The following is a 22,971-nucleotide window of genomic DNA, read 5'->3' on the forward strand; positions in this document are numbered from 1 at the left end:
CAGAGCGCGGCGGCGGTAGGGACCACCCGGATCGGGTGACCAGACCGGTCAGTCCTCCAGCCACTCCCGGATCGCTGACCCGTGCTGGTCCAGCGTCGGCGGAGCGAGGTGCTGGGAGCGGCCACCGGACCAGGGCTGGTCGTCGAACCTGATCGGCGACCCGGGCAGCCGCAGCTCGCCCTGGGTGGCGTGCTCGACGCTCAGCAGCAGCCCCTGGGACAGCACCTGCTCCCACGAGTAGACGGAGTCCATCGACCGCACCATGCCCGAGGGGACGCCGGCCTCGGCCAGCAGCGCGAGCCAGTGCTCGGCTGGCCGGTCGGCGAAGTGCGCCTCGAGCCGGTCGACGAGCGCGTCGCGGTGCGCCACCCGCTCGGGGTTGGTCGCGAAGCCGGGCTCGGCGGGGTCCCACGACAGCACGCCGCAGAGCACCCGCCAGAGGTTCTCCGAGCCGCAGGCGATCTGCACGGGCACCGTCTGCGTCCGGAACATGCCGTACGGCGCGATCGACGGATGGTGGTCGCCCGCGAGCCCGGGCACCTCCCCGGCGACGGTCCACCGGGTGCCCTGGAACGCGTGCACCCCGACCATCCCCGCCAGCAGCGACGTGCGCACGACCCGCCCACGGCCGGTCCGGGACCGCTCGTGCAGCGCGGCCAGGACGCCGAAGGCGCCGTTCATCCCGGCGATCAGGTCGGCGATCGGCACGCCCACCTTGGTCGGCTGCTCGGTGCCGGTGATCGACATCAGTCCGCCCTCGCCCTGCGCGATCTGGTCGTAGCCGGCCCGGCTGGCCTCGGGGCCGTCGTGGCCGAACCCGGTGATCGACAGGACCACGAGGCCGGGGTTGAGCTCGTGCAGCCGCTCGACGGAGAGGCCGAGCCGGTCCATCACCCCGACGCGGTAGTTCTCCAGGAGCACGTCGGCGCGCGCGACGAGCCGCTCGAGGATCGCCAGGTCCGCCTCGTCCTTGAGGTCGAGGACCAGCGACTCCTTGTTGCGGTTGGCGGCCATGAAGTACGTCGACTCGCGCTCCTCGCCCTCGCCGACGAAGGGCGGGCCCCAGCCCCGGGTGTCGTCACCGGCCGGCGACTCCACCTTGACGACCCGCGCCCCCATGTCGCCGAGCATCATCGCGGCGTGCGGGCCCGCGAGCGCGCGGGTCAGGTCGACGACCAGCAGGTCGGAGAGCGGTCCGTCATCCATGGCGGGCACGCTACTGACTGCGCCCCCCAGGGCCTACGGCGAGAGGTGCCAACCCCTCGATCCCTCGGTGGTCGAGTAGCGAGCGCCTCGTCCCCTCGGTGGTCGAGTAGCGAGCGCCTCGTCCCCTCGGTGGTCGAGTAGCGAGCGCCAGCGAGCGTATCGAGACCCGCACGACCGAGATCTCGATACGGCCGTCGCGACCTCCTTCGTCGGTCGCGGGCCTACTCGATCTCGCCGCCGGCTCCTGGCCCTCGCAGGCTCGGACCAGGGCGGCGAGATCTCGATACGGCCGTCGCGACCTCCTTCGTCGGTCGCGGGCCTACTCGATCTGGCCGCCGGCTCCTGGCCCTCGCAGGCTCGGACCAGGGCGGCTCAGGACTGCCACATCCACTCCATCTCGGTGACGGTGCGGTCGCGTGTCTCCTGGCCGGCGAGCAGCTGCACGACGTGCAGGGCCAGGTCGACGCCGGCGGACACCCCGGCCGAGGTGAGGATCGTGTCGCTGCTGCGCACGAACCGCTGGCCGCGGACCACCTTCGTGGTCGGCGAGATCGCCGCGAGCTCGTCGTACGCGTCGTGGTGCGTCGTGGCCGCCCGGCGCTCCAGCAGCCCGGCCGCACCGAGCAGCAGCGCTCCGGTGCACACCGACATCAGCAGCTCGACCTCGGCGGCCCGCTCCCGCAGCCAGGCGAGGAGGCGCTCGTCGCGCACCAGGGGGCGGGTGCCGGCACCGCCCGGGACCACCAGCAGGTCCGGCGGCGGCGCGTCCTCCAGGGCGTACGTCGGCAGCACGGTGAACCCGCCGCGGCCGACGGCCGGGGCGCCGGTGAGCCCGACCGAGAAGACCTGGAACGGGGCGCCGTCGCCGAGCTCCCCGGCCACGTTGAACACCTCGTAGGGCCCCGCGTAGTCGAGCACCTCCATGTCGTCGAAGGCGAGGATGGCGACGGTCCGGTGGTCCACGCGGACCATTCTCGACCCACGGTCGGCCCGGTGTCGGTGCCAGGTGGTCGAATGACCACATGGCGGCCACCCCGACGACGTACCACCTCGTGCGTCCCGACGGTGCCGTCGCCGTGCCGAAGCTCGACGAGCACCAGCAGCGCGTCGTCGACCACCCCGGTGGACCCCTGCTGGTGCTGGCCGGCCCCGGCACCGGCAAGACGACCACCCTCGTCGAGGCGATCGTCGACCGGATCGAGGTGCGTGGCGCGTCGCCGGACCAGGTGCTGGCGCTGACCTTCTCGCGCAAGGCTGCCGAGCAGCTGCGCGACCGGGTGACCGCGCGGGTCGGGCGCACCACCGAGACCAGCCTCGGCTCGACGTTCCACTCGTTCGCCTACGGACTGATCCGGCAGTTCGCGCCGGCGGACCTCTACGAGGGGCCGCTGCGCCTGCTCAGCGCGCCGGAGCAGGACGTCGTCCTCCAGGAGCTGCTGACCGACGCGCCGGAGTCGGTGCGGTGGCCGGCGGGCCTGCGCCGGGCCGTCGGCACCCGCGGCTTCGCCGCGGAGGTCCAGGCGGTGCTGGCCCGGGCCCGCGAGAAGGGGCTCGAGGGGGCCGACCTCACCCGGCTCGGGCTCGAGCACGACCTGCCGGAGTACGTCGCCGCCGGCGAGTTCCTCGAGCAGTACCTCACCGTCCTCGACAGCCGCGGCGCCGTCGACTACGCCGACCTGATCCGCCGTGCCGTGCTCGTCGCCGAGGAGCACCGCGCCGAGCTGCGGTCCCGCTACCGCCACGTCTTCGTCGACGAGTACCAGGACACCGACCCCGGGCAGGTCGCCCTGCTCCGTGCGCTCGCGGGCGACGGGGGTGACCTGACCGTCGTCGGGGACCCCCACCAGTCCATCTATGCGTTCCGCGGAGCGGAGGTGCGCGGCATCCTCGACTTCCCGGCCGCCTTCCCTCGCGCCGACGGCGCCCGGGCGGAGGTCGTCGTGCTCCGGCGCACCCGGCGCTTCGGGCCGGCGCTGCTGCGGGCCTCCCAGCGGGTGGCCGCCCGCCTGCCGATGCCCGGCTCGGTCGACGAGGCGGCGCGCACGGCGTTCCTGGCACCGGAGGCGGTCGGGGCGTCGACCGAGGGGCGGGTCCAGGTCCTCACCTTCGACACCGAGCGGGCCGAGGCCGAGCACCTCGCCGACCTGCTGCGCCGCGCCCATCTCGAGGACGGCGTGCCGTGGTCGCAGATGGCGGTCCTCGTGCGCTCGGGCCGCACCTCGATCCCGCCGCTGCGGCGCTCCCTGGGCGCCGCGGGTGTGCCGGTCGAGGTCGCCGCCGACGACACGCCGCTGGTGCGCGAACCGGCCGTCCGCCCGCTGGTCGACGCCCTGGAGGCGGTCCTCCACCTCGAGGAGACCGACCCGCAGCTGCCGGGCTACGTCGACGCCGTCCGGGCGCACGGTCTCCTCCAGTCCCCGCTCGCCGGCCTCGACGCGGCCGACGTGCGGGCGCTCGCCCGGCTCCTGCGGGGCCGCGACCAGCGCCGGGCCACCGCCGAGGAGCGCGGGCCCTCGCCCTCGCCGGAGCTGCTGCGCGAGGCCCTGGTCGACGCCTCGGTGCTGGAGGAGCTGACCGACCTCGAGGCCGGCGACCACCCACGCGCGGTCGCCAGGGCTGCGGCCCTCGCCCGGCTGCTGCGGCGGGCGCGCGAGCGGCTGCTCGCCGGAGCCACCGCGGAGGAGGTGCTGTGGGAGCTGTGGTCCGGCACCGACTGGCCCGCGCGGCTGCGCCAGGCGGTCGGCCGCGGGGGTGGGGCGGCGCGCACCGCGCACCGCGACCTGGACGCCGTCTGCGCGCTCTTCGAGGAGGCGGCCCGGGTCGAGGAGCGGCGCGGCCACACCGGCCTGGAGTCGTTCCTCGCGACGATGGTCGCCCAGCAGATCCCCGGGGACACGCTGGCCGAGCAGGGCATCCGCGGCGACGCCGTACGCCTGCTGACGGCGCACCGCTCCAAGGGCCTGGAGTGGCGGCTGGTGGTGGTCGCCCACGTCCAGGAGGAGGCGTGGCCCGACCTGCGCCGGCGCGCGACGCTGCTGCAGGCCGACCGGATCGGCACCGACGGGCTGGTCCCGCCGACCTCGCTGCGCGAGGTGCTCGCCGACGAGCGCCGGCTCTTCTACGTCGCCTGCACCCGCGCCCGGGAGCGGCTGGTCGTGACCGCGGTCGCGTCGACCGACGACGACGGCGAGCAGGCGTCCCGGTTCGTCTCCGAGCTGCTCGCGCGTCCCGATCAGGTCGAGCACCGGCAGGGCCGTCCCCGGCGGCCGCTCTCGCTGCCCGGCCTGGTCGCCGAGCTGCGCCGGACGGTGGCCGACGACACCAGCCCCGAGCAGCTCCGCCTCGCCGCCGCGCTCCGGCTGGCCCGGCTGACCGAGGCCCACCGCGCCGGGGCCGCGTGGGTGCCCGCGGCCGATCCGGCGAGCTGGTGGGGCACCCGTGCGGCGACCCGCGCCGACCAGCCGCTGCGTGATCCCGACCGGCCGGTCGTGCTCAGTGCCAGCGCGCTGACCAGCCTCGAGCAGTGCCCGGCGAAGTGGTTCCTCGAGGCCGAGGCCGGGGGAGCGCGCGCCGCGACGCAGTCCCAGGGCTTCGGCAACGTCGTGCACGCGCTGGCGGAGCGGCTCAGCGTCGCCGAGGCGGCGGACACGCCCGTCGAGGAGCTGGTCGGCGAGCTGATGGGCCACGTCGACGAGGTCTGGGAGCAGGTCCCGTTCCGCACCCCCTGGTCCGGGGCGCGGGAGCGCGAGGAGGTCCGGGCCGCGCTCACCCGGTTCCTCGTCCACCACCGGCGCGCCGACGCCCGGCGGGTGGTGGCCACCGAGCAGCGCATCTCGGCCGAGGTCAAGCTCCCCGACGGCCAGGTCGTGGTGCTGCACGGCTACGCCGACCGGCTCGAGCTCGACGCCGACGGGCGGGTGGTCGTCGTCGACCTCAAGACCAGCAAGTACGTCCCGACCGGTGAGGAGGTGACCGTCCACCCGCAGCTGGGCCTCTACCAGCTGGCGGTCGAGCACGGCGCCCTCGACGACGTCGCCCCGGGCGCCGAGCCCGGGGGCGCGGAGCTCTGGCAGCTGCGCCACGAGGCCTACCGCAAGCTCAAGGTCCAGCGCCAGGAGCCGCAGGAGCCCGGCGAGGACGGCGTCCGGCCGATCGAGCGGCAGCTGATGGCCGCGGCCCGGGCGGTGCGCCAGGAGAGCTTCCCCGCCCGGCCCGGTGGCCACTGCGACCACTGCGACTTCCACGCCCTGTGCCCGGCGCAGACCTCGGGGACGGTGCTGTCGTGAGCATCGAGATCGCCGGCCCCGCCGAGCTGCGTGCGGTGATGGGCACCGACTACGAGGTCAGCCCCCAGCAGTGGGCCGCGATCTCCGCGCCGCTGGAGCCCGCGGTCGTGATCGCCGGGGCCGGCTCGGGCAAGACCTCGCTGATGGCGGCCCGGGTGGTCTACCTCGTCGCCACCGGTCAGGTCACGCCCGACCAGGTGCTCGGGCTGACCTTCACCACCAAGGCGGCCAGCGAGCTGGCGCAGCGCGTCCGCGCCGCGCTCGAGGCGGCCGGCCACGGCCGCGGCGCGGCCACCCCTCCCGGTGGTGCCGGTGACGAGGCCGACGAGGTCCTCGAGCCCGTCGTGGCGACCTACAACGCCTACGCCTCCGCCCTCCTGGCCGAGCACGGCCTGCGGATCGGTCACGAGCCCGACACCCGGGTGATGGCCGACGCGTCGCGCTACCAGCTCGCCGCCCGGGTCATCGACCGGCACACCCGCCCGGTGCGGGTGCTCTCCGACAGCCCGAAGCACGTCATCGACTACGTCCTCACCCTCGAGGGCGCCCTCAGCGAGCACCTGCGCACCCCGGCCGAGCTGCGGGCCTTCGACGCGGCCGAGCTCGCCCGGTTCCGTGCCGGCCTGGCCGACGCTCCCCGCGGCACCGTGGACAAGGTCGAGAGCGCGTTCGCGCGGCGGGCCGAGGCGCTCGACCTGGTCGAGGAGTACCGCGCGTTCAAGTCGGCACTGGGCCTGATGGACTTCTCCGACCAGATCGCGCTCGCGGCCCGGCTGGCCGACGAGCACCCGGTGGTGGGCGAGCTGGAGCGCACGACGTACCGCGTGGTGCTGCTCGACGAGTACCAGGACACCTCGGTCGCGCAGGCGCTGATGCTGAGACGGCTCTTCGGCGGCGGTCACCCCGTGACCGCGGTGGGCGACCCCAACCAGGCGATCTACGGCTGGCGCGGCGCGTCGGTGTCCAACATCCTGCGGTTCGGCGAGGACTTCCCGCGCGCCGACGGCGGCCCGGTGGCGTCGTACGCGCTCACGGTCAACCGGCGCTCGGACACCCGGATCCTCGACGTGGCCAACGCGCTCGCCGAGCCGTTGCAGCGACAGTTCCCCCAGGTGGCGCCGCTCGAGCACGGCACCGAGGAGCACGGCGAGGTCGACACGGTCGTCCACGAGGCGTACGCCGGCGAGCTGGCCTGGCTGGCCGAGGAGGTGCGGTCGGCGCACGACGGCATGGCCCACGACGGGTCGACGGAGCCGTCCTGGCGCGAGATCGGCGTGCTGGTGCGCGACAACGCGCACGCCGCGGACGTCTTCGACGCCCTCACCGCGGCCGGCGTGCCCGTCGAGATCGTGGGCGTCAACGGTCTGCTGCGGCTGCCGGAGGTGGCCGAGGTGCTGGCGACGCTCACGCTCCTCGACGACCTGACCGCGAACGCCGAGCTGCTCACGCTGCTCACCGGCCCGCGGTGGGCGATCGGTCCGCGCGACCTCGCGCTGCTCGGTCGCCGGGCAGCGGCGCTGGCGGGGGCCCCGGCGCCGCGCGAGCGGCTCGGGTCGGTCCGCGACGAGCTGGCCCGGGCCGTCGCGGGCGCGGACCCCACCGAGGTGGCCGCGCTCTCCGACGCGCTCGACGACCCCGGTGACCTGCCCTACTCGCGCGCCGCGCGGGAGCGGTTCGGGCTGCTCGCGGCCGAGCTGCGGATGCTCCGCAGCCACGCCGGGGAGCCGCTGCTCGAGCTGGTCCGGCGCATCGTCGAGGCGTGCGGCATCGACGTGGAGCTGGCGGCGTCGGTGAGTGAGGCGGCCCGTGCCCGACGCGAGAACCTCGACCTGTTCATCAAGGCGGTCGCGGAGTTCCAGGCGATCGACGGCACGGTGACGCTGCCGTCGCTGCTGGCCTGGCTCGAGGCCGAGGACGAGCTCGGCAACGGCCTCGACGTGGCCACGCCCAGCGAGGCGGACTCCGTCAAGCTGCTCACCGTCCACCGCGCCAAGGGCCTGGAGTGGGACGTGGTGTTCCTGGTCGGCGCCTGCGCCGAGCGGTTCCCGCACACGCGCAGCCGCGGGCTGTGGCCCTTCCGCGTCGACCTCCTGCCCACGCCGCTGCGCGGCGACGCCCGCGACCTCCCCGCGCTGCGAAGCTGGGACAAGCAGGGCCTCGCGGACCTGCAGCAGCAGACCAAGGAGCACGAGGCGACCGAGGAGCTGCGGCTGGGCTACGTCGCGCTCACGCGCGCCCGGCACCGGCTGGTCGTGTCGTCCTACGTCTGGACCGAGGACCGCAAGTCCCCGCTCGGACCGTCGCCCTACCAGCGCGTGGTCCGGGACGCGATGGCCCGGTGGGGCGCCGTGCCCACCGCCTGGATCGACACCCCGGAGCGCGGGACGCCGAACCCGCTGCAGGCCGGCGTGCGCGAGCACCCGTGGCCGGTGACCGAGCACACCGCCGAGGCCCTGCGCCGGCTGGCGGCCGCCGAGCTGGTGGGGGCGGCGCTGGCCGCGGGCCCGGACGCGCCCGACCCCGCGACCGACCCCGCGACCGACCTGGTCGACCTGGCCCGGATCCAGGACTGGGACGCCGAGCTCGAGCGGCTGCTGGAGGAGGCGCGCCGCGAGCGGTCGTCGACGGTCGCCGTACCCATGCCGGCGAGCCTGTCGGCCACCGCCTTGGCCCGGCTGCGCGACGACCCGGAGGCGTTCGCCGACGGTCTGGTGCGGCCGATGCCGCGCCCCCCGTCGTCCGCGGCCCGGTTCGGCACGCTCTTCCACGCGTGGGTCGAGGCGCGGTTCGGCCAGCAGCCGCTGCTCGACCCGGCCGACCTGCCCGGCCGCGGTGACCTCGGCATCGACGACGAGTCCGAGCTGCAGGAGCTGGAGGAGGCGTTCGTGGCCGGTCCGTTCGGCGACCGGGTGCCGCTGCGGGTGGAGGCACCGTTCGCGCTGATGCTGGCCGGCCAGGTCGTGCGCGGCCGGATCGACGCGGTCTACGTCGAGGACGACGGGTCGTTCCTCGTCGTGGACTGGAAGACCAACCGCGCCGCCACCGCCGACCCGCTGCAGCTGGCGATCTACCGGCTGGCCTGGGCAGAGCTCCACGGCCTGGCGCCGGACCAGGTGCGGGCGGCGTTCTTCTACGTCCGCGGCGGCGAGCTCGTCGAGCCTCGCGACCTGCCCGACCGGGCCGGCCTCGAGGCGTTGCTCTCGCTCTGAGTACCCGCCTCAGCCGACGGCGGTACCGGCGGCGAGCGCGATCTCGACCATCTCGCCGAAGGTCTGCTCGCGCTCGAGCGCAGTGGTCTCCTCGCCGGTGAACAGGTGGTCGGAGACGGTGCAGACGGCGAGCGCCCGGCGGCGGAACTTCGCGGCCAGGGTGTAGAGGGCGCTGGCCTCCATCTCCACGGCGAGCACGCCGTAGTCGACCAGCCGCTGGGCGAGCTCGGGTCGCGAGGAGTAGAAGGAGTCGCTGCTGTAGACCAGCCCGACGTGGACACCGGAGCGGCCCGCGGACGCGTCGTGGGCGGCGTGGAGCAGGTCGAAGTCGGCGACCGGGGCGTAGTCCAGGCCCTCGAACCGGATCCGGTTCATCGACGAGTCGGTGCACGCGCCGGAGGCGAGGACGATGTCGCGGACGGCGAGCCGCTCGGTCATCGCACCACAGGAGCCGACCCGGATGATCGTCTGCACGTCGTACTCGCCGAGCAGCTCGTTGACGTAGATCGCCAGCGACGGCTGGCCCATGCCGGACCCCTGCACGGAGACCCGGTGGCCCTGCCAGGTGCCGGTGTAGCCGTACATGCCGCGCACCTCGGTGTAGAGCCGCGCGTCTTCCAGGTAGGTCTCCGCGATCCACCGCGCACGCAGGGGATCGCCCGGGAACAGGACGAGGGGTGCGACGTCGCCGCGCTCGGCGCCGATGTGGGTGCTCACCGTGGCCACCCTAGGGCTAGCCTCGCCCGGGTGAGCTTCCCCCACGAGCGCCTGGCGGCCAACCCGCACGACCGGACCGCGGAGCGCCGGGAGGACGAGGCCTGGCTGGCCGGGCGCTGGGCCGACCCCGACACCCGGGTCCTGGTGGTGTCGGGGACACGGATCCGCCCGCGCGACGGCCAGATCGACTGGGTGTCTCCGGGCGACGCGCCCGAGGGGCTGCGGGTGCTGCTGGGCGAGCACGACGACCGGGCCTGGTTCGCGGTGGTCGTGGACGCCGAGGTGTCGAAGGCGGCTGCACAGGGCGAGTGGACGCCGCTGCGCGGGCTGCTGCCGCGCCTCGCCGACGACGCGGTGGCGGCGGCGCCGCTGGTGTTCCACGCCCTCGGCCTGGCCGAGTGGTTGTTCGCGACCCGCTTCTGCCCGCGCTGCGCGGAGCCGCTGCGGCCCCGGCGCTCGGGCCACGAGCTGGTGTGCGCCAACGGGCACTCGCAGTTCCCGCGCACGGACCCGGCGGTGATCATGGTCGTCACCGCGGGCACCCCGGGAGCAGACGACGAGCGCTGCCTGCTCGGGCGCCAGGCGGTGTGGCCCGAGGGCCGCTACTCCACGCTCGCCGGCTTCTGCGAGCCCGGCGAGACCCTCGAGGACGCCGTGCGCCGCGAGGTGCGCGAGGAGGTCGGCGTGCGGGTGGGAGAGGTCGAGTACTTCGGCAACCAGCCCTGGCCGCTCCCGGCCAGCCTGATGGTGGGCTTCGTGGGGCGTGCGGAGACGACCGAGGTCACCGTCGACCAGGACGAGATCGAGGACGCGCGCTGGTTCACCCGCGCCGAGATGAGGGAGCTCGCCGAAGCAGGCACCCTGGTGCTCCCCGGCGGGGTCTCGATCAGCCGCTCGCTGGTCGAGCACTGGTACGGCGGGACGCTCCCCGGGCACTGGTGACGAGCGACCCACGACCGCTCCGGACCGTCCTGAGGGGGGTCGTCAGGGGAAATGTGCAGGACACGCCGTACCGCCCCGGCGTGTCGTGCACATTTCGCCGGGCGACCGGTGAAACGAACGCCGCTCAGCCCGCCAGGGCGGCGAGCTTCTCCTTGACCTGCGCGAGCGACGGGTTCGTGTGCGCGGTGCCGTCGGTGTAGACGAGGGTCGGGACGGTCTGGTTGCCGTTGTTGGCGGACTCGACGATCTCCACCGCGGTGGGGTCCTGCTCGATGTCGACGACGTCGTAGGCGATGCCCTCACGGTCCAGCTGGCTCTTCAGCCGGTGGCAGTAGCCGCACCAGGGGGTGGTGTACATCGTGAACGAGCTGGTCATCGGGGAGTGTCGCCTCCGGCGTCTAGGGTGTCGGACGTTCGTCGGACTCAACCACCGTCACCCAGGAGATGTTCCACCGCATGCCCAGCCCTGAGGAGCTCCTCGCCGCGCTGGACCCCGAGCAGCGCCGGGTGGCCGAGGCGCTGCGCGGCCCGGTGCGCGTGCTCGCCGGTGCCGGCACCGGCAAGACCCGGGCGATCACCCACCGGATCGCGTACGGCGTCGCGACCGGTGTCTACGCGCCGACCGAGGTCCTGGCCGTCACGTTCACGACCCGGGCGGCCGGCGAGATGCGGGGACGGCTGCGGGCCCTGGGGGCGCCGGGGGTGCAGGCCCGGACGTTCCACTCGGCCGCCCTGCGCCAGCTGCGCTACTTCTGGTCGACCGTGCACGGCACCGAGCTGCCGACGCTGACCGAGTCCAAGCTCGGGATGCTCGCGGTCGCGGCCCGGCGGCACCGGCTGCAGGCCGACCAGGCGCTGCTGCGCGACCTGGCGTCCGAGGTCGAGTGGGCCAAGGTCAGCAACGTCCACCCCGACGACTACGCGCGGATCGCCGCCGGCCGCGGGCGCAGCGTCGCCGGACAGGACCCCGACACCGTCGGACGCGTGTTCGGCAGCTACGAGGAGGTCAAGCGCGGACAGGGCCGGATGGACATGGAGGACGTCCTGCTGCTCACCGCCGGGATGCTGGCCGACGACGAGCGCGTGGCGGCGCAGGTGCGCCGTCAGTACAAGTGGTTCGTCGTCGACGAGTTCCAGGACGTCTCGCCGCTGCAGTCGGCCCTCCTCGACCTATGGCTCGGCGGGCGCGACGAGATCTGCGTCGTCGGCGACCCGGCGCAGACGATCTACTCCTTCGCCGGCGCGAACGCGGCCTACCTGCGCGACTTCCCCCAGAAGCACCCGGGCACCACCTCGGTCGAGCTGGTGCGCAACTACCGGTCCACCCCCGAGGTGGTCGACGCCGCCAACACCCTGCTGGCCGGCACCGGCAGCGCGGGGGTCCGCCTGCGCGCCCAGCGGCCCTCCGGGCCGGAGGTGTCCTACACCCCGCGCCCCGACGAGGTGGCCGAGGCCGAGGCGGTCGCGGCGCAGGTGCAGCGGATGCGTGACGCGGGCCGGTCGCTCGGTGAGGTCGCGATCCTCTTCCGCATCAACGCGCAGTCCGAGGCGTTCGAGGAGGCGCTGGCCGCGCGGTCCCTGCCGTACGTCGTGCGCGGCGCCGCGCGCTTCTTCGAGCGTCCGGAGGTCCGCGAGGCGGTCACCCGGCTGCGCGGCGCCGCCCGGTCCGGCGAGGCCGACGCTGCCGACGACTGGGTCGACGTGGTGCGTGCGACCCTGGCCGGCATGGGCTGGAGCCCGACGGCACCGACCACCCGCGGGCAGACCCGCGACCGCTGGGAGTCCTGGCAGGCGCTGGTCGACCAGGCCACCGAGTTCGCGGCCGGTCGGGCCGCCGATGCCTCGGGAACGGGACTCAACGCCTTCGTCGACGACCTCGACCGGCGGGCCGCCGAGCAGCACGCCCCGGTGGCCGACGGCGTCACGCTCGCGACCTTCCACGCCGCCAAGGGCCTGGAGTGGGACGCGGTGTTCCTGTGCGGGCTGCAGGACGGCACCCTTCCGATCACCTACGCCGAGACCCCCGCGGCGATCGAGGAGGAGCGCCGGCTGCTCTACGTCGGCATGACCCGAGCACGCGTCGATCTGCACCTGTCCTGGTCGGCGGCCCGGTCGCCGGGCGGCCGGGCCTCGCGCAAGCCCTCGCGCTTCCTCGACACGCTGCTGCCGGACGAGGCCCGCGCCCAGCGCGAGCTGCCGCGGCACCGCAAGGTGGCGGGCTGCCGCGAGTGTGGCCGGCCGCTGACGACCGGTGCGGAGAAGAAGCGCGGCCGCTGCGCGGACTGCCCGGCGTCGTACGACGAGGAGCTGTTCGACCGGCTGCGCGAGTGGCGCAAGGAGCGGGCGGGTGAGGAGAGCGTCCCGGCGTTCGTGGTGTTCACCGACGCCACGTTGCAACTGATCGCCGAGCACAAGCCGCGCACCCCCGAGGCGCTGCTGCGGATCAGCGGGATCGGCCGCTCCAAGCTCGAGCGGTACGGCGAGGACGTCCTCCAGCTGGTCGGTTGACCGTCTCGACGGGCCCCGACGAAAAAATTTCGCGAAATGGCCACTAAATCGTTTGCCCATTACACGGCGGGGACGATACGTTTCTGGCCTTGCACGTCCGCGCACACGATCTTGGCAGGATCGGCGCCCGACTCACCGAAGGAGGTGGCCCCGTGAACAGCACCATCACCCGTACGACGGTCCAGACCCCGTCGCCCATCGGCATGCCCACGTGCGGCCACGCCTTCCGCGTGACGACCGATGTCCGGACCGCCGCGACGGCACTCGCCGTGCGTGAGCGCAACGCCATCGTCGCGGCCGCCCAGGGCGCCACCAAGGGAGACATGGGCCTCGCGCCGTCCTACTTCCCGGGGACCAGTGCCTGGAGACCACCGAGCTGTTGACACCGACAGCCACCGGCAGCCTCCAGGCCGCGGAACCCGAAACCCGGGATCCGCGGCCTTTTCGTTTCTCCGAACCCGAACCGCACCACCCATCGCGATCAGGTCAGAAGAAGGAGGTGAAACATGACCATCAGTGAACTCGTCCGCACCGACGCGGTCCTGCCGGTGGACCTGCCCCCCGCAGCCCTGAGCCTCGGGGAGCTCCACGACCAGGCCAGCCGGGTCGACGACGAGCTGCTGCCCTGCCGGGTCAACAACCCCGAGCTGTGGTTCGCCGAGTCCCCTGCGGACGTCGAGGCGGCCAAGGCCCTGTGCCAGGACTGTCCGGTCCGGACGCTCTGCCTCGACGGCGCGCTCGAGCGTCGCGAGCCGTGGGGAGTCTGGGGAGGCCAGCTCTTCCTGCAGGGCGTGGTGATCCCGCGCAAGCGGCCCCGCGGCCGGCCCCGCAAGAACCACGTCGCCGCCTAGTCCAGCACCGCTCGACCGGCAGCGTCCCAGCACCACCTCCACCCTTCTGCGACAACGACGTCAAAGGACACCGAGATGAACCTCCACCACCAGGACCTGGCCCGCGCGCACGTGCGTGCCCGCCTCGGCGAGGCCGAGCAGGCCCGCGCCGGACGCCGGCTGACGCGCACGCGGCGTTCCGGCCGCCGTGCCGAGCAGCTCGCCCAGCAGGCCCGGCTCGCGCTCGCCCGGACCCTCTGAGCGGTCCCACCACCGAAGGAACCACCACCGATGAACACCGACCCGAACGGACGTACCACCATGAATCTCATGCACGAGAACCTGGCCCGCGCGCAACAGTCCGCGCGCCTGGGAGAGGCGCAGCAGCTCCAGCGCGGGGCGCAGCTGGCCCGCGCCCGCCGGCTCGGCCGCAAGGCCGAGCAGGCCGCCCAGCGGGCCCGCCTGGCCCTCGCCCGGTCGCTCTGACCGGGTGGCGTGACGACACCTCAGGCCCGACCTGATCGCGGGTGTCACCGAGCCGGGTACGGCGACCAGCCGGTCGCCGTACCGGCTCTTCGTCGTTCCGGGCGTAGCGTGGGGCCATGGCGACCTGCGACTTCTGCGGCCGGGTCGAGCCGGACGACGCCGCGACCCTCTCCTGGACCGTCTCGGTCGAGAACCGACGGCGCCGGACCTACTGCGACGAGTGCTCGCGGACCCACCTGCGCGCGATGGAGGGCAAGCTCGACTCCGAGTTCTGGTGAGCCTCCCCGAGCAGCCGGGACGTCAGGCCCAGGCGCAGCCGCAGTGCGGGTGCCGGGCCCAGGGGCAGTGGCGCGGGCGCAGGTCGAGGCCGAGCTCGACGGTCGCCGACCAGGTCGTGGGCCGCTCGCCGTCGAGGTGACGCAGCACGTCGCGGACCGCCCAGCCGAGCGCGAGCGCGGTGAGCACCGGGTCGGCCGGGGCCGCCGGCCGACCGGCCAGCTGGTCGACGACCAGGGCGCGACGCGGGTCGAGCTCCCCGCGGTGGGCGTCGACGCACCGCAGGCACGCGGTCGCGCCGGGGACGACGAACGGGCCGATCGTCCACCCGAGCGGCCCGGCGGCCACCGCCAGGTGCGCCCGCCCGTCGCGCACGTGCGCGTCGACGTCGGGCCGGTGCAGCTCACCGGGGGCGACGACCAGGGCGACCGCTCCGGCCGGGTCGGGCACGGCGCCGGCCGCGCCCAGCGCAGCCTCCGCCTCCTCGCGCAGGCCGGGCTCGACGTGCAGCGCGACGCGCCGCACCCCGGCGGGCGGCGGGGACCCGCCGTCCAGCATCCCGGCGTCTGTCAGCTCCCGCAGCGTGCGGTGGGCCGCCGGTGAGGCGGGGTCCGCGGGCCGCCCCGCGCGCAGGTCGGTGAGCAGGCGGCGCACGTCGGGCCGGTCGGGGGCGACGACCCGCCACGGCGGGTCCAGCCCGACCTGGAGGTGGTCATCGTCGCGACGGACGACGAAGAGCCCCGGGCGCAGTCGCAGTGGTCCCGTTCGGGGAGGTGCCATGACCGACACCTACCCCCTGGGCGCCCGTCGGACGCGGTCGTCCACAGGCTGCTTCGTCCGGACCCGACGGGCCGGACGGCCGACGGCGCCCGTCCGGTCCGCAGGGGACCGGCCGGGCGCCGTCGTGGAACTCGTGGGGCGCTGCGCTCGCGCGTCAGGCCTTGCCGAGGATCCGGTTGAGGTTGGTGCCACAGACGGGGCAGACGGCCTTGGCCATCCGGGTGCCCTTGTCGTTGACCTTGACCTCGCCCTCGGCCTCGCGCTTCTCCTTGCACTTCACGCAGTAGAACTCGCCGCTCCAGGTCTCCGCCATGACGGCCTCCTTGCCTAGTTGATCTCGGTCGTCGCGACGGGGTAGGTAGGGAAGACCCGTCGGAGTCCGGCACGATGCCGCCGAACCGTCCCTGACCCTACGACACGGGCGGTCGTGAGCGTGACAGGCACACCGCAGGCGGTGAATCCGGTCACGGCGGCGACGGCGGGGCCCCAGTACCTTGTGCCCATGCCCGACCAGCCCGCAGCGACCCCCAGCGACCCGTCCGACCTCGTCCACCTGCGCCTCGAGCGCCCCTCCGACGGGGTCGCGGTGCTCACCTTGGACAACCCCGACCAGCGCAACGCGATGTCCGACCAGATGACCGCCTCGTGGGTCCGCGCGATCGACGCCCTCGCCGCCGACCGCACCGTGCGGGCCGTGGTCGTGACCGGCGCGGGATCGGCGTTCTGCTCCGGGGGCAACACGTCCTGGATCGCCAGCGAGCCGCACGCGACCGTCGACGAGCTGCGCGACCGGATGATGCCCTTCTACCGTGCCTGGCTGTCGATCCGCCGCCTGGAGGTGCCGACGATCGCGGCGGTCAACGGACCCGCCATCGGTGCCGGCCTCTGCCTCGCGCTGGCCTGCGACCTGCGGTACGCCGCCGCCGGCGCGCGCCTCGGCGCACCCTTCGTCAAGCTGGGGATGCACGCGGGCATGGCCGGCACCTACCTGCTCCCGAACGTGGTCGGGGAGGCGCACGCCCGCGACCTGCTGCTCACCGGGCGGGTGGTCGACGCCGAGGAGGCGCTGCGGCTGGGCCTGGTGTCCCGGGTCATCGAGCCGGCGACGTTCCTCGACGAGGTGCTGGCCACGGCCGAGGGGATCGCGGCGACCGCGCCGATCGCCAGCCGGCTGACGACCCTGGCGCTGCGCGACGGCGGCCACGCCGATCTCGAGAGCTGCCTGCAGTGGGAGGCCCTCGCGCAGCCGGTCACGCTCGCCACCGCGGACCTGCAGGAGGGCATCCGGGCCGCCCAGGAGCGGCGGGCGCCGACCTTCACCGGCCGCTGAGGCGGCACGGCCGAGCAGACGCAGAGAGGCCCCCGACCCTCCGCGCGGACGCTTGCCTTCCCCTTGCGAGCGTCCGTCGGTGGGCCGGGGGCCTCATCTGCCGCCCACGCTAGGAGCCGGGGCGGACGGGGGTCAACGCCGGGTGGACCCCACCTGTGGACAACGCTGTGGACAACGTTGTGGACGAGCGGCCGGAGCCGGTGGACAAGCCCGGGACGGACCTGTGGAGAGCCCGGGCCCGGGCGTCGCGGCCCCGGTGCTGACCAGCGACAATGGCCGTCCACCGGGTGTGGAGAGAAGAAAACCAACCGAGTTCTCGGAGGAGGCCGGCGTGTCGGAGCCGTACGACGGCGGTCCCGTGGCCGCGCTGCGCCGGATCGCGTTCCTGCTCGAGCGGGGGCGGGAGGAGACGTACAAGGTCAAGGCCTACCGCGCCGCGGCCGCCGCGATCCTCCCGCTGCCACCGGACCAGGTGACCGCGATGGTCGCCGACGGCACCATCACGTCGGTGCCGGGCGTCGGGGCCAGCACCGCGAAGGTGATCACCGCAGCGGTGCGCGGCGAGCTGCCGGACCGGCTGGCGGCGCTGGAGGAGGAGCACGGCGGCCCGCTGGTCCCGGGCGGCGCCGAGCTGCGGGCCCGGCTGCGCGGCGACCTGCACTCGCACTCGGACTGGTCCGACGGGGGGTCGCCGATCGAGGAGATGGCGTTCACCGCGATCGAGCTGGGCCACGACTACCTCGTGCTGACCGACCACTCGCCCCGCCTGACCGTCGCCCACGGCCTGAGCCGCGAGCGGCTGGTCCGCCAGCTCGGGGTGGTCGAGGCCGTCAACGAGCACCTCGCCGGCGCGGGCTTCACACTGCTGACCGGCATCGAGGTCGACATCCTCGACGACGGCGGCCTCGACCAGGACGACGACCTGCTCGCCCGCCTCGACGTCCGGGTCGCCAGCGTCCACTCCAAGCTGAAGATGGACGCCGACGCGATGACCCGCCGGATGGTGGCGGCGGTCCGCAACCCCCGCACGAACGTGCTGGGCCACTGCACCGGGCGGCTGGTCACCGGCAACCGCGGCACCCGGCCGGGATCGCAGTTCGACGCGCGCGCGGTGTTCGAGGCGTGCGCCGAGCACGACGTAGCGGTCGAGATCAACAGCCGCCCCGAGCGTCGCGACCCGCCCACCCGGTTGCTGGAGCTGGCCCGGGACGTGGGCTGCCTGTTCTCGATCGACAGCGACGCCCACGCGCCCGGTCAGCTGGACTTCCAGGTCTACGGGTGCGAGCGGGCCGAGGCGGCCGGCATCGACACCGACCGGATCGTCAACACCTGGCCCCGAGAGCGGCTGCTCGCCTGGGCCGCGAAGGGGGCGTGACCGGGTAGGTTCGAATCATGTCGACGACCCCGTCCGGTGCGCGGCCCGAGGTGGAGGTGCGGCGCTCCAAGCGCCGCCGCCGCACCGTCTCGGCCTACCGCGACGGCGACCGCGTGGTCGTGATGATCCCGGCGTCGCTCTCCCGCAAGGAGGAGGCGGAGTGGGTGGAGACGATGATCGCCCGCCTCGAGCGATCCGAGCGACGGCGGCGGCCCAGCGACGGCGACCTGCTGCGCCGCGCCCACGACCTGAGCGACCGCTACCTCGGCGGCCTCGCGGTCCCCGAGTCGGTGCGGTGGGTCGACAACCAGCAGTCGCGGTGGGGGTCGTGCACCCCGGGCGACCGCACCATCCGGCTGTCGGGCCGGCTGCGGGGCATGCCGCAGTGGGTCGTGGACTACGTGCTCGTCCACGAGCTCGCCCACCTCCTCGAGCCCGGGCACGACGCCAACTTCTGGGCCTGGGTCGACCGCTACCCGCAGGCCGAGCGGGCCAAGGGCTACCTGATCGGGTGGTCGGCCGCCGCGCGTCTGGAGCCGCCGCCCAGCGACGAGCTGGACTGAGCGCGAGCCCGCGCGAGCTCCACCAGCTCCACGAGGTCGGGCTGGGGCTCGGGCAGCGCGTCGGCGGGCCACCAGCGCACGTCGAGCGACTCCTCGCTCACCGTCGAGCCGCTCCCCGGTGGTGCGACCGCGACGAACCGGACGTCGAGGTGGTGGACGTCGCCGTCCGGGCCGCAGAAGGGCACCGGGTGCTCGCTGAGCTGCACCGGCACCGGGTCGAGCACCAGCCCCCCGATCCCGGACTCCTCGCGGGCCTCGCGCAGCGCCGCGCCCGCGAGGGACTCGTCGACGGGCTCGCAGTGCCCGCCGAGCTGGAACCACCGATGTGCCTTGGCGTGCAGGGTGAGCAGCACCGCGTCCCGGGAGGTGTCCAGCACCAGCGTGCTCGCGGTGAGGTGGTCGGGCCGGCAGCCGCGGTCCAGCCCGTCGGGGTGGGCGCGCAGGTGCTCGACGTACCGACGGCGCAGCCGCTCCTGGGCGGGCGACGGCGCGGCCCAACCCTGGAGGAGCGCGAGCGCGTCAGCGTGGAGCGTCACGCCTCCGGCTCGTCGCCGGTCTCGCCGTCGAGGAGCTTGGCGAGCTCGGCGTCGAAGTCCGCGTCGCTGAGCTCCGGCGGCGCGGTCGCGTCCTCGCGGAAGCCGAGCGGGTCGTCGAGGTCGGCGGCGGTGGGGAGCAGGTCGGGGTGCATCCAGACGCCGTCGCGCGCCTCGGTGCCCTGCCGGGTCCGCAACGAGGCCCACAGCGTGGAGGCGTCACGCAGCCGGCGCGGACGCAGCTCGAGGCCGACCAGCGTGGAGAAGGTCTGCTCCGCCGGCCCGCCCGAGGCCCGGCGCCGTCGGAACGCCTCCTGCAGCTTGGTCGCCGTCGGCATCCGCTCCGCGGTGGCCTGACCGACCACCTCGTCCACCCAGCCCTCGACCAGCGCGAGGGTGACCTCGAGGCGCTGCAGGGCGGCCGCCTGGGCGGGGGACTGGGGCAGGTCGAACATGCCGCCCTCGAGGAGCTGCTGCATCGACTCGGGGTTGGTGGGGTCGATGCCGCGCATCTGCTCCTCCATCCGTGCCTGCATGCCCTCGGCGTTGATCTCGATGCCGCGCGCGTAGTCGGCGACCGCGCCGATCAGGTGGTCGCGCAGCCACGGCACGTGCGCGAACAGCCGCTGGTGGGCGGCCTCACGCAGCGCGAGGTAGAGCAGCACGTCGTCCTCGCTCACGTCGAGGCCCTCGGCGAACCGCGCGACGTTGGCGGGCAGGATCGCGGCCCGGCCCCGGGTCGCCAGCGGCAGCCCGATGTCGGAGACGCTCAGCACCTCCGCGGCCAGGGTGCCGAGCCCGGAGCCGACCTGCTGGGCCAGCATGCCGCCGACCGCCTGCCCCAGGATGCCCAGCAACGGCCCCGACATCGCCTGCGCCTCGGCCGGCAGCGCACCGGACAACGCGTTCACCGAGGACTCGGCGATCGGCTCGACGAGGACCTTCCACACATCGGTGGTCGCGACGATCCACTCGGCACGGCTCCAGGCCGCGGTCGAGGTGACGCCGGAGGGGAACGTCGTGGTGTCGTCGAGCCAGTGGTCGGCCAGCCGCACGGCGTCGGCGACGGCGTCCTGCTGCCGCTGGGTCGGGCTCGGGTCCGGCTCCTGGGCAACGGTCTTGCGCGCCACGTCGAGCGCGAAGTCCCAGTTGAGGGGGCCGTCGTGGGGCTGCATGAGGAACTGCAGCTGGCTGAAGATCTGGTTGAGGTCGGGCATGCCGGCGCCCGCGGCGCCGCCGGGGGCGCCCATCGCGCCGAAGCCGCCGCCGAACGCGCTGAAGAGCTGTTCGAACGGGGTGCCCTTGAAGGGGTTCTGGCCCTCGTCCGGGGAGTCGGAGCCGTCGCCGGGCTTGTCGGTCATGCCTCCACGGTACGCGCCCGGCGGCAACCGGCGGCGGGCCTTCTCCGGCGGCGGACCGCCGCCTAGCATCGCCGGGTGACCGATCTCGAGCGTCCCGCCCTCCCGACCGTCCGGCTCGTCGACCTGCGTGAGACGCCCCTCGACGTCGCCGAGGTGGTCGCCGCGCTCGACGACGACGCCTCGGGCGGCCTGACCCTGTTCGTGGGCCGGGTGCGCGACCACGACGGCGGCAAGGGCGTCGACGGCCTGGACTACTCCGCGCACCCGACCGCCCTGGAGACGATGCGCGCGATCTGCGAGCGGGTGGCCGCCGACCACCCGGTGCACGGGGTCGCCGCGGTCCACCGGGTCGGGTCGCTCGCGGTCGGCGACATCGCGGTCGTCGTCGCGACGACCGCCGCGCACCGCGGCGTCGCCTTCGACGCCTCGCGGGCGCTGATCGACACGCTCAAGGCCGAGGTGCCGATCTGGAAGCACCAGCGGTTCGGCGACGGCTCCGACGAGTGGGTCGGGACGCCGTAGCCGGCAGCAGGCCGAGCGCGCCTCCCCGCTCCGGGGCCCCGCGGTCCGTACCCTCGTCCGCGTGGAGGTCCTGCTCTGGCTGGTGCCGTCGGTCGTCGTCACCTTCGTCGCCATGCTCTGGGTCGCCTGGTGGGGCCGCGAGGGCCGCGGCGAGGTCGACCGGGAGATCGCCGTACGCCGGCTGGCCGCCGCGCTGGAGCCCGACGACCGGCGCCGCCGCCGGCCCACCCCGGGCTACGCCGCACCCCGACCCGAGGCCGACCGCTCCACCGGCATCGCGGTGCGGCCGTCGCGCCGGGCCTCCTGAGGGACCACCGGGTCCGCGGGGGAACTCTTGGGCCACGCTCAGGGTCACCTGGGTTCGGTTCAGGGTGGATCTGACAGGCTTGCGCCATGACGCAGCGCACCCTCGCCGGCATCCTCGCCGTGCCGCTGCTCATCGGTCTGTGGGTGACCGCCGCGCTCGTCCCGCTGCCCTACGTCACCTACGAGCCCGGCCTGACCGTGAACGTGCTCGGTGACAACGACGACGGCAAGCCGATCATCGCCGTGACCGGGGCGAAGTCCTACGCCGACGACGGGCAGCTGCGGATGACGACGGTCTACGTCTCCCAGCCGCGCCCGGAGGGCAAGAACAACCTCTTCGAGCTGATGCGTGACTGGGCCAGCGACGAGGACGCCGTCTACCCCTACGACGCGGTCTACCGCCAGGACGAGACGGTCGCCCAGAACAAGCAGGAGGGAGCGGCCCAGATGACCTCCTCCCAGGACGCTGCGACAGCGGTCGCGCTGGAGGAGCTCGGCTACGACGTCACCGAGCCGGTCGTCGCGGACGTCACCGCCGGCGCCCCGGCCGAGGGCCGGCTGCGGGCCGGTGACGTGGTGCTGAGCGTGGACGGTGCCGCGACCGCGACGACCCAGGACGTCGTCGACGCCGTGACGTCCGCGTCGGCGGGCGAGCCGGTGACGTTCGTGGTCCGCCGCGACGGCCAGCGCCGCACCGTGCAGGTGACGCCGCGCACCGTGGACGGCAAGCCCCAGGTGGGCATCTCGGTGGGGGCGCAGGTCAAGAAGGACCTGCCGGTCGACGTCGCGATCAACCTGTCCGACGGCATCGGTGGTCCCAGCGCCGGGCTGATGTTCTCCCTCGGCATCTACGACACGCTCACCCCGGGCTCGCTCACCGGCGGCAAGACGGTCGCCGGCACCGGCACCATGGACGCCACGGGTGCCGTCGGCCCGATCGGGGGGATCCAGCAGAAGATCGTGGGCGCCCGGGACGCCGGCGCCCAGCTGTTCCTCGTGCCGCCGGACAACTGCCAGGACGCGCTGGGCGCACCCAACGGCGACATGCGCCTGGTGCGCGCCGACACCATGCACGACGCGCGGGTCGCCATCCAGGCCTGGGTGAAGGACCCGGACGCGACGCTGCCGAGCTGTGAGGGAGTGGCCTCGTGAGCGACGCCGACGAGCCCGGTGGCGAGCCGGGCCACGAGCCCGACCTGGACGTCGACCCGGCCCTGGCGACCGCGGTGCTCGAGATCGAGGGCCACGCCGCCGCCGAGGGCTGGGACCGTCCCGCGCGCCTGTACGCGCTGGTCGAGACGGCGTCCCTGGTGCGGCGGGAGCCGGCCCTGGCGGCCGCGATGGGCCTGGACGACGCGTCGGCCGAGGGCTCCCTGACCGCCGTCGAGCAGGACCACCTCGCGGCCGACCAGCCGCTGGAGGTGGCGCTGGAGTCGATCACGTGGTCGCCGGAGGTCGCCGGGTGTGCCGCCGTGGTCGAGCGGCTCGTGCTGCCGCCGGGGGCTGACGACGACCTGCCGGAGGACCCGGGCTCGGCCGAGGAGTTCGCCCGCGAGCACCCCGACCGGCAGGAGGTCCGGATCGTGGCCGGGGCGACGCGTGGCGGGTCGACGTACTGTGCGCTGCGACTGCGTGCCCACGACGACGACCAGTCGGTGGTGGGCGGTGCGCAGCTGGTGCCCGGGCTGCTGGAGCTGCTCGTGGCGACGTTGGAGGAGGAGACCCGGGAGTGAACACCGGA

At 74.4% G+C, this 22,971-nt stretch carries 24 protein-coding genes; 16 read left to right on the top strand and 8 right to left on the bottom strand.

The window, feature by feature from the left end:
* Nucleotides 1-48: 48 nt before the first annotated feature.
* Both ACILRH_RS08260 and ACILRH_RS08265 read right to left on the bottom strand, forming a co-directional pair.
* Nucleotides 49-1,206, bottom strand: coding sequence for a CaiB/BaiF CoA transferase family protein (locus tag ACILRH_RS08260; protein ID WP_395692309.1), 1,158 nt, complete (start codon nucleotides 1,204-1,206; stop codon nucleotides 49-51).
* A 372-nt stretch (nucleotides 1,207-1,578) separates the two neighbouring features.
* Nucleotides 1,579-2,169, bottom strand: coding sequence for a DJ-1/PfpI family protein (locus ACILRH_RS08265; RefSeq protein ID WP_395692311.1), 591 nt, complete (start codon nucleotides 2,167-2,169; stop codon nucleotides 1,579-1,581).
* A gap of 59 nt (nucleotides 2,170-2,228) precedes the next feature.
* Between ACILRH_RS08265 and ACILRH_RS08270 the strand changes: the two genes are divergently transcribed.
* The gene (locus tag ACILRH_RS08270) at nucleotides 2,229-5,492 is read left to right on the top strand and encodes an ATP-dependent helicase (protein ID WP_395692312.1); all 3,264 of its coding nucleotides are present in this window, start codon (nucleotides 2,229-2,231) and stop codon (nucleotides 5,490-5,492) included.
* Nucleotides 5,489-8,701, top strand: coding sequence for an ATP-dependent helicase (locus ACILRH_RS08275; RefSeq protein ID WP_395692314.1), 3,213 nt, complete (start codon nucleotides 5,489-5,491; stop codon nucleotides 8,699-8,701). The genes ACILRH_RS08270 and ACILRH_RS08275 overlap by 4 nt, the downstream gene beginning before the upstream one ends.
* A gap of 9 nt (nucleotides 8,702-8,710) precedes the next feature.
* On the opposite strand, the gene deoD is transcribed toward ACILRH_RS08275, so the two are convergent.
* Nucleotides 8,711-9,418, bottom strand: coding sequence for a purine-nucleoside phosphorylase (gene deoD, locus ACILRH_RS08280; RefSeq protein ID WP_395692316.1), 708 nt, complete (start codon nucleotides 9,416-9,418; stop codon nucleotides 8,711-8,713).
* Between the two features lie 30 nt (nucleotides 9,419-9,448).
* Between deoD and nudC the strand changes: the two genes are divergently transcribed.
* The gene (gene nudC, locus ACILRH_RS08285; protein WP_395692317.1) at nucleotides 9,449-10,360 is read left to right on the top strand and encodes an NAD(+) diphosphatase; all 912 of its coding nucleotides are present in this window, start codon (nucleotides 9,449-9,451) and stop codon (nucleotides 10,358-10,360) included.
* 124 nt (nucleotides 10,361-10,484) lie between these two features.
* Here the strand turns inward: nudC and ACILRH_RS08290 are convergent, their stop codons facing one another.
* The gene (locus ACILRH_RS08290) at nucleotides 10,485-10,736 is read right to left on the bottom strand and encodes a mycoredoxin (protein ID WP_395692318.1); all 252 of its coding nucleotides are present in this window, start codon (nucleotides 10,734-10,736) and stop codon (nucleotides 10,485-10,487) included.
* Between the two features lie 80 nt (nucleotides 10,737-10,816).
* Between ACILRH_RS08290 and ACILRH_RS08295 the strand changes: the two genes are divergently transcribed.
* From ACILRH_RS08295 to ACILRH_RS08320, 6 genes are all read left to right on the top strand, one after another.
* Nucleotides 10,817-12,868, top strand: coding sequence for an ATP-dependent DNA helicase UvrD2 (locus ACILRH_RS08295; RefSeq protein WP_395692319.1), 2,052 nt, complete (start codon nucleotides 10,817-10,819; stop codon nucleotides 12,866-12,868).
* 152 nt (nucleotides 12,869-13,020) lie between these two features.
* Entirely contained in the window at nucleotides 13,021-13,251 is a 231-nt protein-coding gene (locus ACILRH_RS08300) for a hypothetical protein (protein ID WP_395692320.1), read from the top strand.
* A 123-nt stretch (nucleotides 13,252-13,374) separates the two neighbouring features.
* Complete coding sequence (locus ACILRH_RS08305) at nucleotides 13,375-13,719, top strand: WhiB family transcriptional regulator (RefSeq protein WP_395692322.1); 345 nt, start codon at nucleotides 13,375-13,377, stop codon at nucleotides 13,717-13,719.
* Between the two features lie 75 nt (nucleotides 13,720-13,794).
* Nucleotides 13,795-13,959, top strand: coding sequence for a hypothetical protein (locus ACILRH_RS08310; RefSeq protein WP_395692323.1), 165 nt, complete (start codon nucleotides 13,795-13,797; stop codon nucleotides 13,957-13,959).
* Between the two features lie 69 nt (nucleotides 13,960-14,028).
* A complete protein-coding gene (locus ACILRH_RS08315; protein ID WP_395692325.1) occupies nucleotides 14,029-14,184 on the top strand; it encodes a hypothetical protein in 156 nt (51 codons plus the stop codon).
* A 116-nt stretch (nucleotides 14,185-14,300) separates the two neighbouring features.
* A complete protein-coding gene (locus ACILRH_RS08320) occupies nucleotides 14,301-14,462 on the top strand; it encodes a hypothetical protein (RefSeq protein ID WP_395692327.1) in 162 nt (53 codons plus the stop codon).
* A 22-nt stretch (nucleotides 14,463-14,484) separates the two neighbouring features.
* Here the strand turns inward: ACILRH_RS08320 and ACILRH_RS08325 are convergent, their stop codons facing one another.
* Together ACILRH_RS08325 and ACILRH_RS08330 are read right to left on the bottom strand one after the other, a co-directional pair.
* Nucleotides 14,485-15,240: a hypothetical protein gene (locus ACILRH_RS08325; RefSeq protein WP_395692329.1), complete on the bottom strand. Its 756-nt coding sequence runs from the start codon at nucleotides 15,238-15,240 to the stop codon at nucleotides 14,485-14,487.
* Between the two features lie 154 nt (nucleotides 15,241-15,394).
* Entirely contained in the window at nucleotides 15,395-15,553 is a 159-nt protein-coding gene (locus ACILRH_RS08330) for a DUF5679 domain-containing protein (RefSeq protein WP_011754982.1), read from the bottom strand.
* 189 nt (nucleotides 15,554-15,742) lie between these two features.
* Here ACILRH_RS08330 and ACILRH_RS08335 point away from each other — a divergent pair, with 189 nt between their 5' ends.
* The 3 genes from ACILRH_RS08335 (at nucleotide 15,743) to ACILRH_RS08345 (ending at nucleotide 18,508) form a co-directional block, all read left to right on the top strand.
* Nucleotides 15,743-16,570, top strand: a complete 828-nt coding sequence (locus ACILRH_RS08335) for an enoyl-CoA hydratase/isomerase family protein (RefSeq protein ID WP_395692331.1) — start codon at nucleotides 15,743-15,745, stop codon at nucleotides 16,568-16,570.
* Nucleotides 16,571-16,901: 331 nt separating this feature from the next.
* Nucleotides 16,902-17,945 carry a PHP domain-containing protein gene (locus tag ACILRH_RS08340; protein WP_395692332.1) on the top strand — a complete coding sequence of 348 codons (1,044 nt, stop codon included), beginning with the start codon at nucleotides 16,902-16,904 and terminating at the stop codon, nucleotides 17,943-17,945.
* 17 nt (nucleotides 17,946-17,962) lie between these two features.
* A complete protein-coding gene (locus ACILRH_RS08345) occupies nucleotides 17,963-18,508 on the top strand; it encodes a M48 family metallopeptidase (RefSeq protein WP_395692333.1) in 546 nt (181 codons plus the stop codon).
* On the opposite strand, the gene ACILRH_RS08350 is transcribed toward ACILRH_RS08345, so the two are convergent.
* Both ACILRH_RS08350 and ACILRH_RS08355 read right to left on the bottom strand, forming a co-directional pair.
* Complete coding sequence (locus tag ACILRH_RS08350; protein WP_395692335.1) at nucleotides 18,445-19,044, bottom strand: NUDIX hydrolase; 600 nt, start codon at nucleotides 19,042-19,044, stop codon at nucleotides 18,445-18,447. The two genes, ACILRH_RS08345 and ACILRH_RS08350, sit on opposite strands and share 64 nt — an antisense overlap.
* Entirely contained in the window at nucleotides 19,041-20,402 is a 1,362-nt protein-coding gene (locus tag ACILRH_RS08355) for a zinc-dependent metalloprotease (protein ID WP_395692337.1), read from the bottom strand. Before ACILRH_RS08355 ends, ACILRH_RS08350 begins: the two co-directional genes overlap by 4 nt.
* Nucleotides 20,403-20,477: 75 nt before the next feature.
* On the opposite strand from ACILRH_RS08355, the gene ACILRH_RS08360 reads away from it, so the two are divergent.
* From ACILRH_RS08360 to ACILRH_RS08375, 4 genes are all read left to right on the top strand, one after another.
* Complete coding sequence (locus ACILRH_RS08360) at nucleotides 20,478-20,924, top strand: molybdenum cofactor biosynthesis protein MoaE (protein ID WP_395692339.1); 447 nt, start codon at nucleotides 20,478-20,480, stop codon at nucleotides 20,922-20,924.
* Nucleotides 20,925-20,985: 61 nt separating this feature from the next.
* Nucleotides 20,986-21,231 (top strand): hypothetical protein, encoded by a 246-nt coding sequence (locus tag ACILRH_RS08365; protein WP_395692341.1) that lies wholly within the window; start codon nucleotides 20,986-20,988, stop codon nucleotides 21,229-21,231.
* Between the two features lie 86 nt (nucleotides 21,232-21,317).
* The gene (locus ACILRH_RS08370; protein ID WP_395692343.1) at nucleotides 21,318-22,382 is read left to right on the top strand and encodes a PDZ domain-containing protein; all 1,065 of its coding nucleotides are present in this window, start codon (nucleotides 21,318-21,320) and stop codon (nucleotides 22,380-22,382) included.
* Nucleotides 22,379-22,963: a PPA1309 family protein gene (locus ACILRH_RS08375; RefSeq protein WP_395692345.1), complete on the top strand. Its 585-nt coding sequence runs from the start codon at nucleotides 22,379-22,381 to the stop codon at nucleotides 22,961-22,963. The genes ACILRH_RS08370 and ACILRH_RS08375 overlap by 4 nt, the downstream gene beginning before the upstream one ends.
* Nucleotides 22,964-22,971: the final 8 nt, after the last annotated feature.

Source organism: Nocardioides sp. (assembly GCF_044226765.1).
Lineage (GTDB): Bacteria > Actinomycetota > Actinomycetes > Propionibacteriales > Nocardioidaceae > Nocardioides.

Excerpts from the sequence above, each read along its gene's own strand:
- ACILRH_RS08260 (WP_395692309.1), bottom strand. The coding sequence starts at position 1,206 with ATGGATGACGGACCGCTCTCCGACCTGCTGGTCGTCGACCTGACCCGC.
- ACILRH_RS08270 (WP_395692312.1), top strand. The coding sequence starts at position 2,229 with ATGGCGGCCACCCCGACGACGTACCACCTCGTGCGTCCCGACGGTGCC.
- ACILRH_RS08290 (WP_395692318.1), bottom strand. The coding sequence starts at position 10,736 with ATGACCAGCTCGTTCACGATGTACACCACCCCCTGGTGCGGCTACTGC.
- ACILRH_RS08295 (WP_395692319.1), top strand. The coding sequence starts at position 10,817 with ATGCCCAGCCCTGAGGAGCTCCTCGCCGCGCTGGACCCCGAGCAGCGC.
- ACILRH_RS08305 (WP_395692322.1), top strand. The coding sequence starts at position 13,375 with ATGACCATCAGTGAACTCGTCCGCACCGACGCGGTCCTGCCGGTGGAC.
- ACILRH_RS08310 (WP_395692323.1), top strand. The coding sequence starts at position 13,795 with ATGAACCTCCACCACCAGGACCTGGCCCGCGCGCACGTGCGTGCCCGC.
- ACILRH_RS08315 (WP_395692325.1), top strand. The coding sequence starts at position 14,029 with ATGCACGAGAACCTGGCCCGCGCGCAACAGTCCGCGCGCCTGGGAGAG.
- ACILRH_RS08320 (WP_395692327.1), top strand. The coding sequence starts at position 14,301 with ATGGCGACCTGCGACTTCTGCGGCCGGGTCGAGCCGGACGACGCCGCG.
- ACILRH_RS08325 (WP_395692329.1), bottom strand. The coding sequence starts at position 15,240 with ATGGCACCTCCCCGAACGGGACCACTGCGACTGCGCCCGGGGCTCTTC.
- ACILRH_RS08330 (WP_011754982.1), bottom strand. The coding sequence starts at position 15,553 with ATGGCGGAGACCTGGAGCGGCGAGTTCTACTGCGTGAAGTGCAAGGAG.
- ACILRH_RS08335 (WP_395692331.1), top strand. The coding sequence starts at position 15,743 with ATGCCCGACCAGCCCGCAGCGACCCCCAGCGACCCGTCCGACCTCGTC.
- ACILRH_RS08345 (WP_395692333.1), top strand. The coding sequence starts at position 17,963 with ATGTCGACGACCCCGTCCGGTGCGCGGCCCGAGGTGGAGGTGCGGCGC.
- ACILRH_RS08355 (WP_395692337.1), bottom strand. The coding sequence starts at position 20,402 with ATGACCGACAAGCCCGGCGACGGCTCCGACTCCCCGGACGAGGGCCAG.
- ACILRH_RS08370 (WP_395692343.1), top strand. The coding sequence starts at position 21,318 with ATGACGCAGCGCACCCTCGCCGGCATCCTCGCCGTGCCGCTGCTCATC.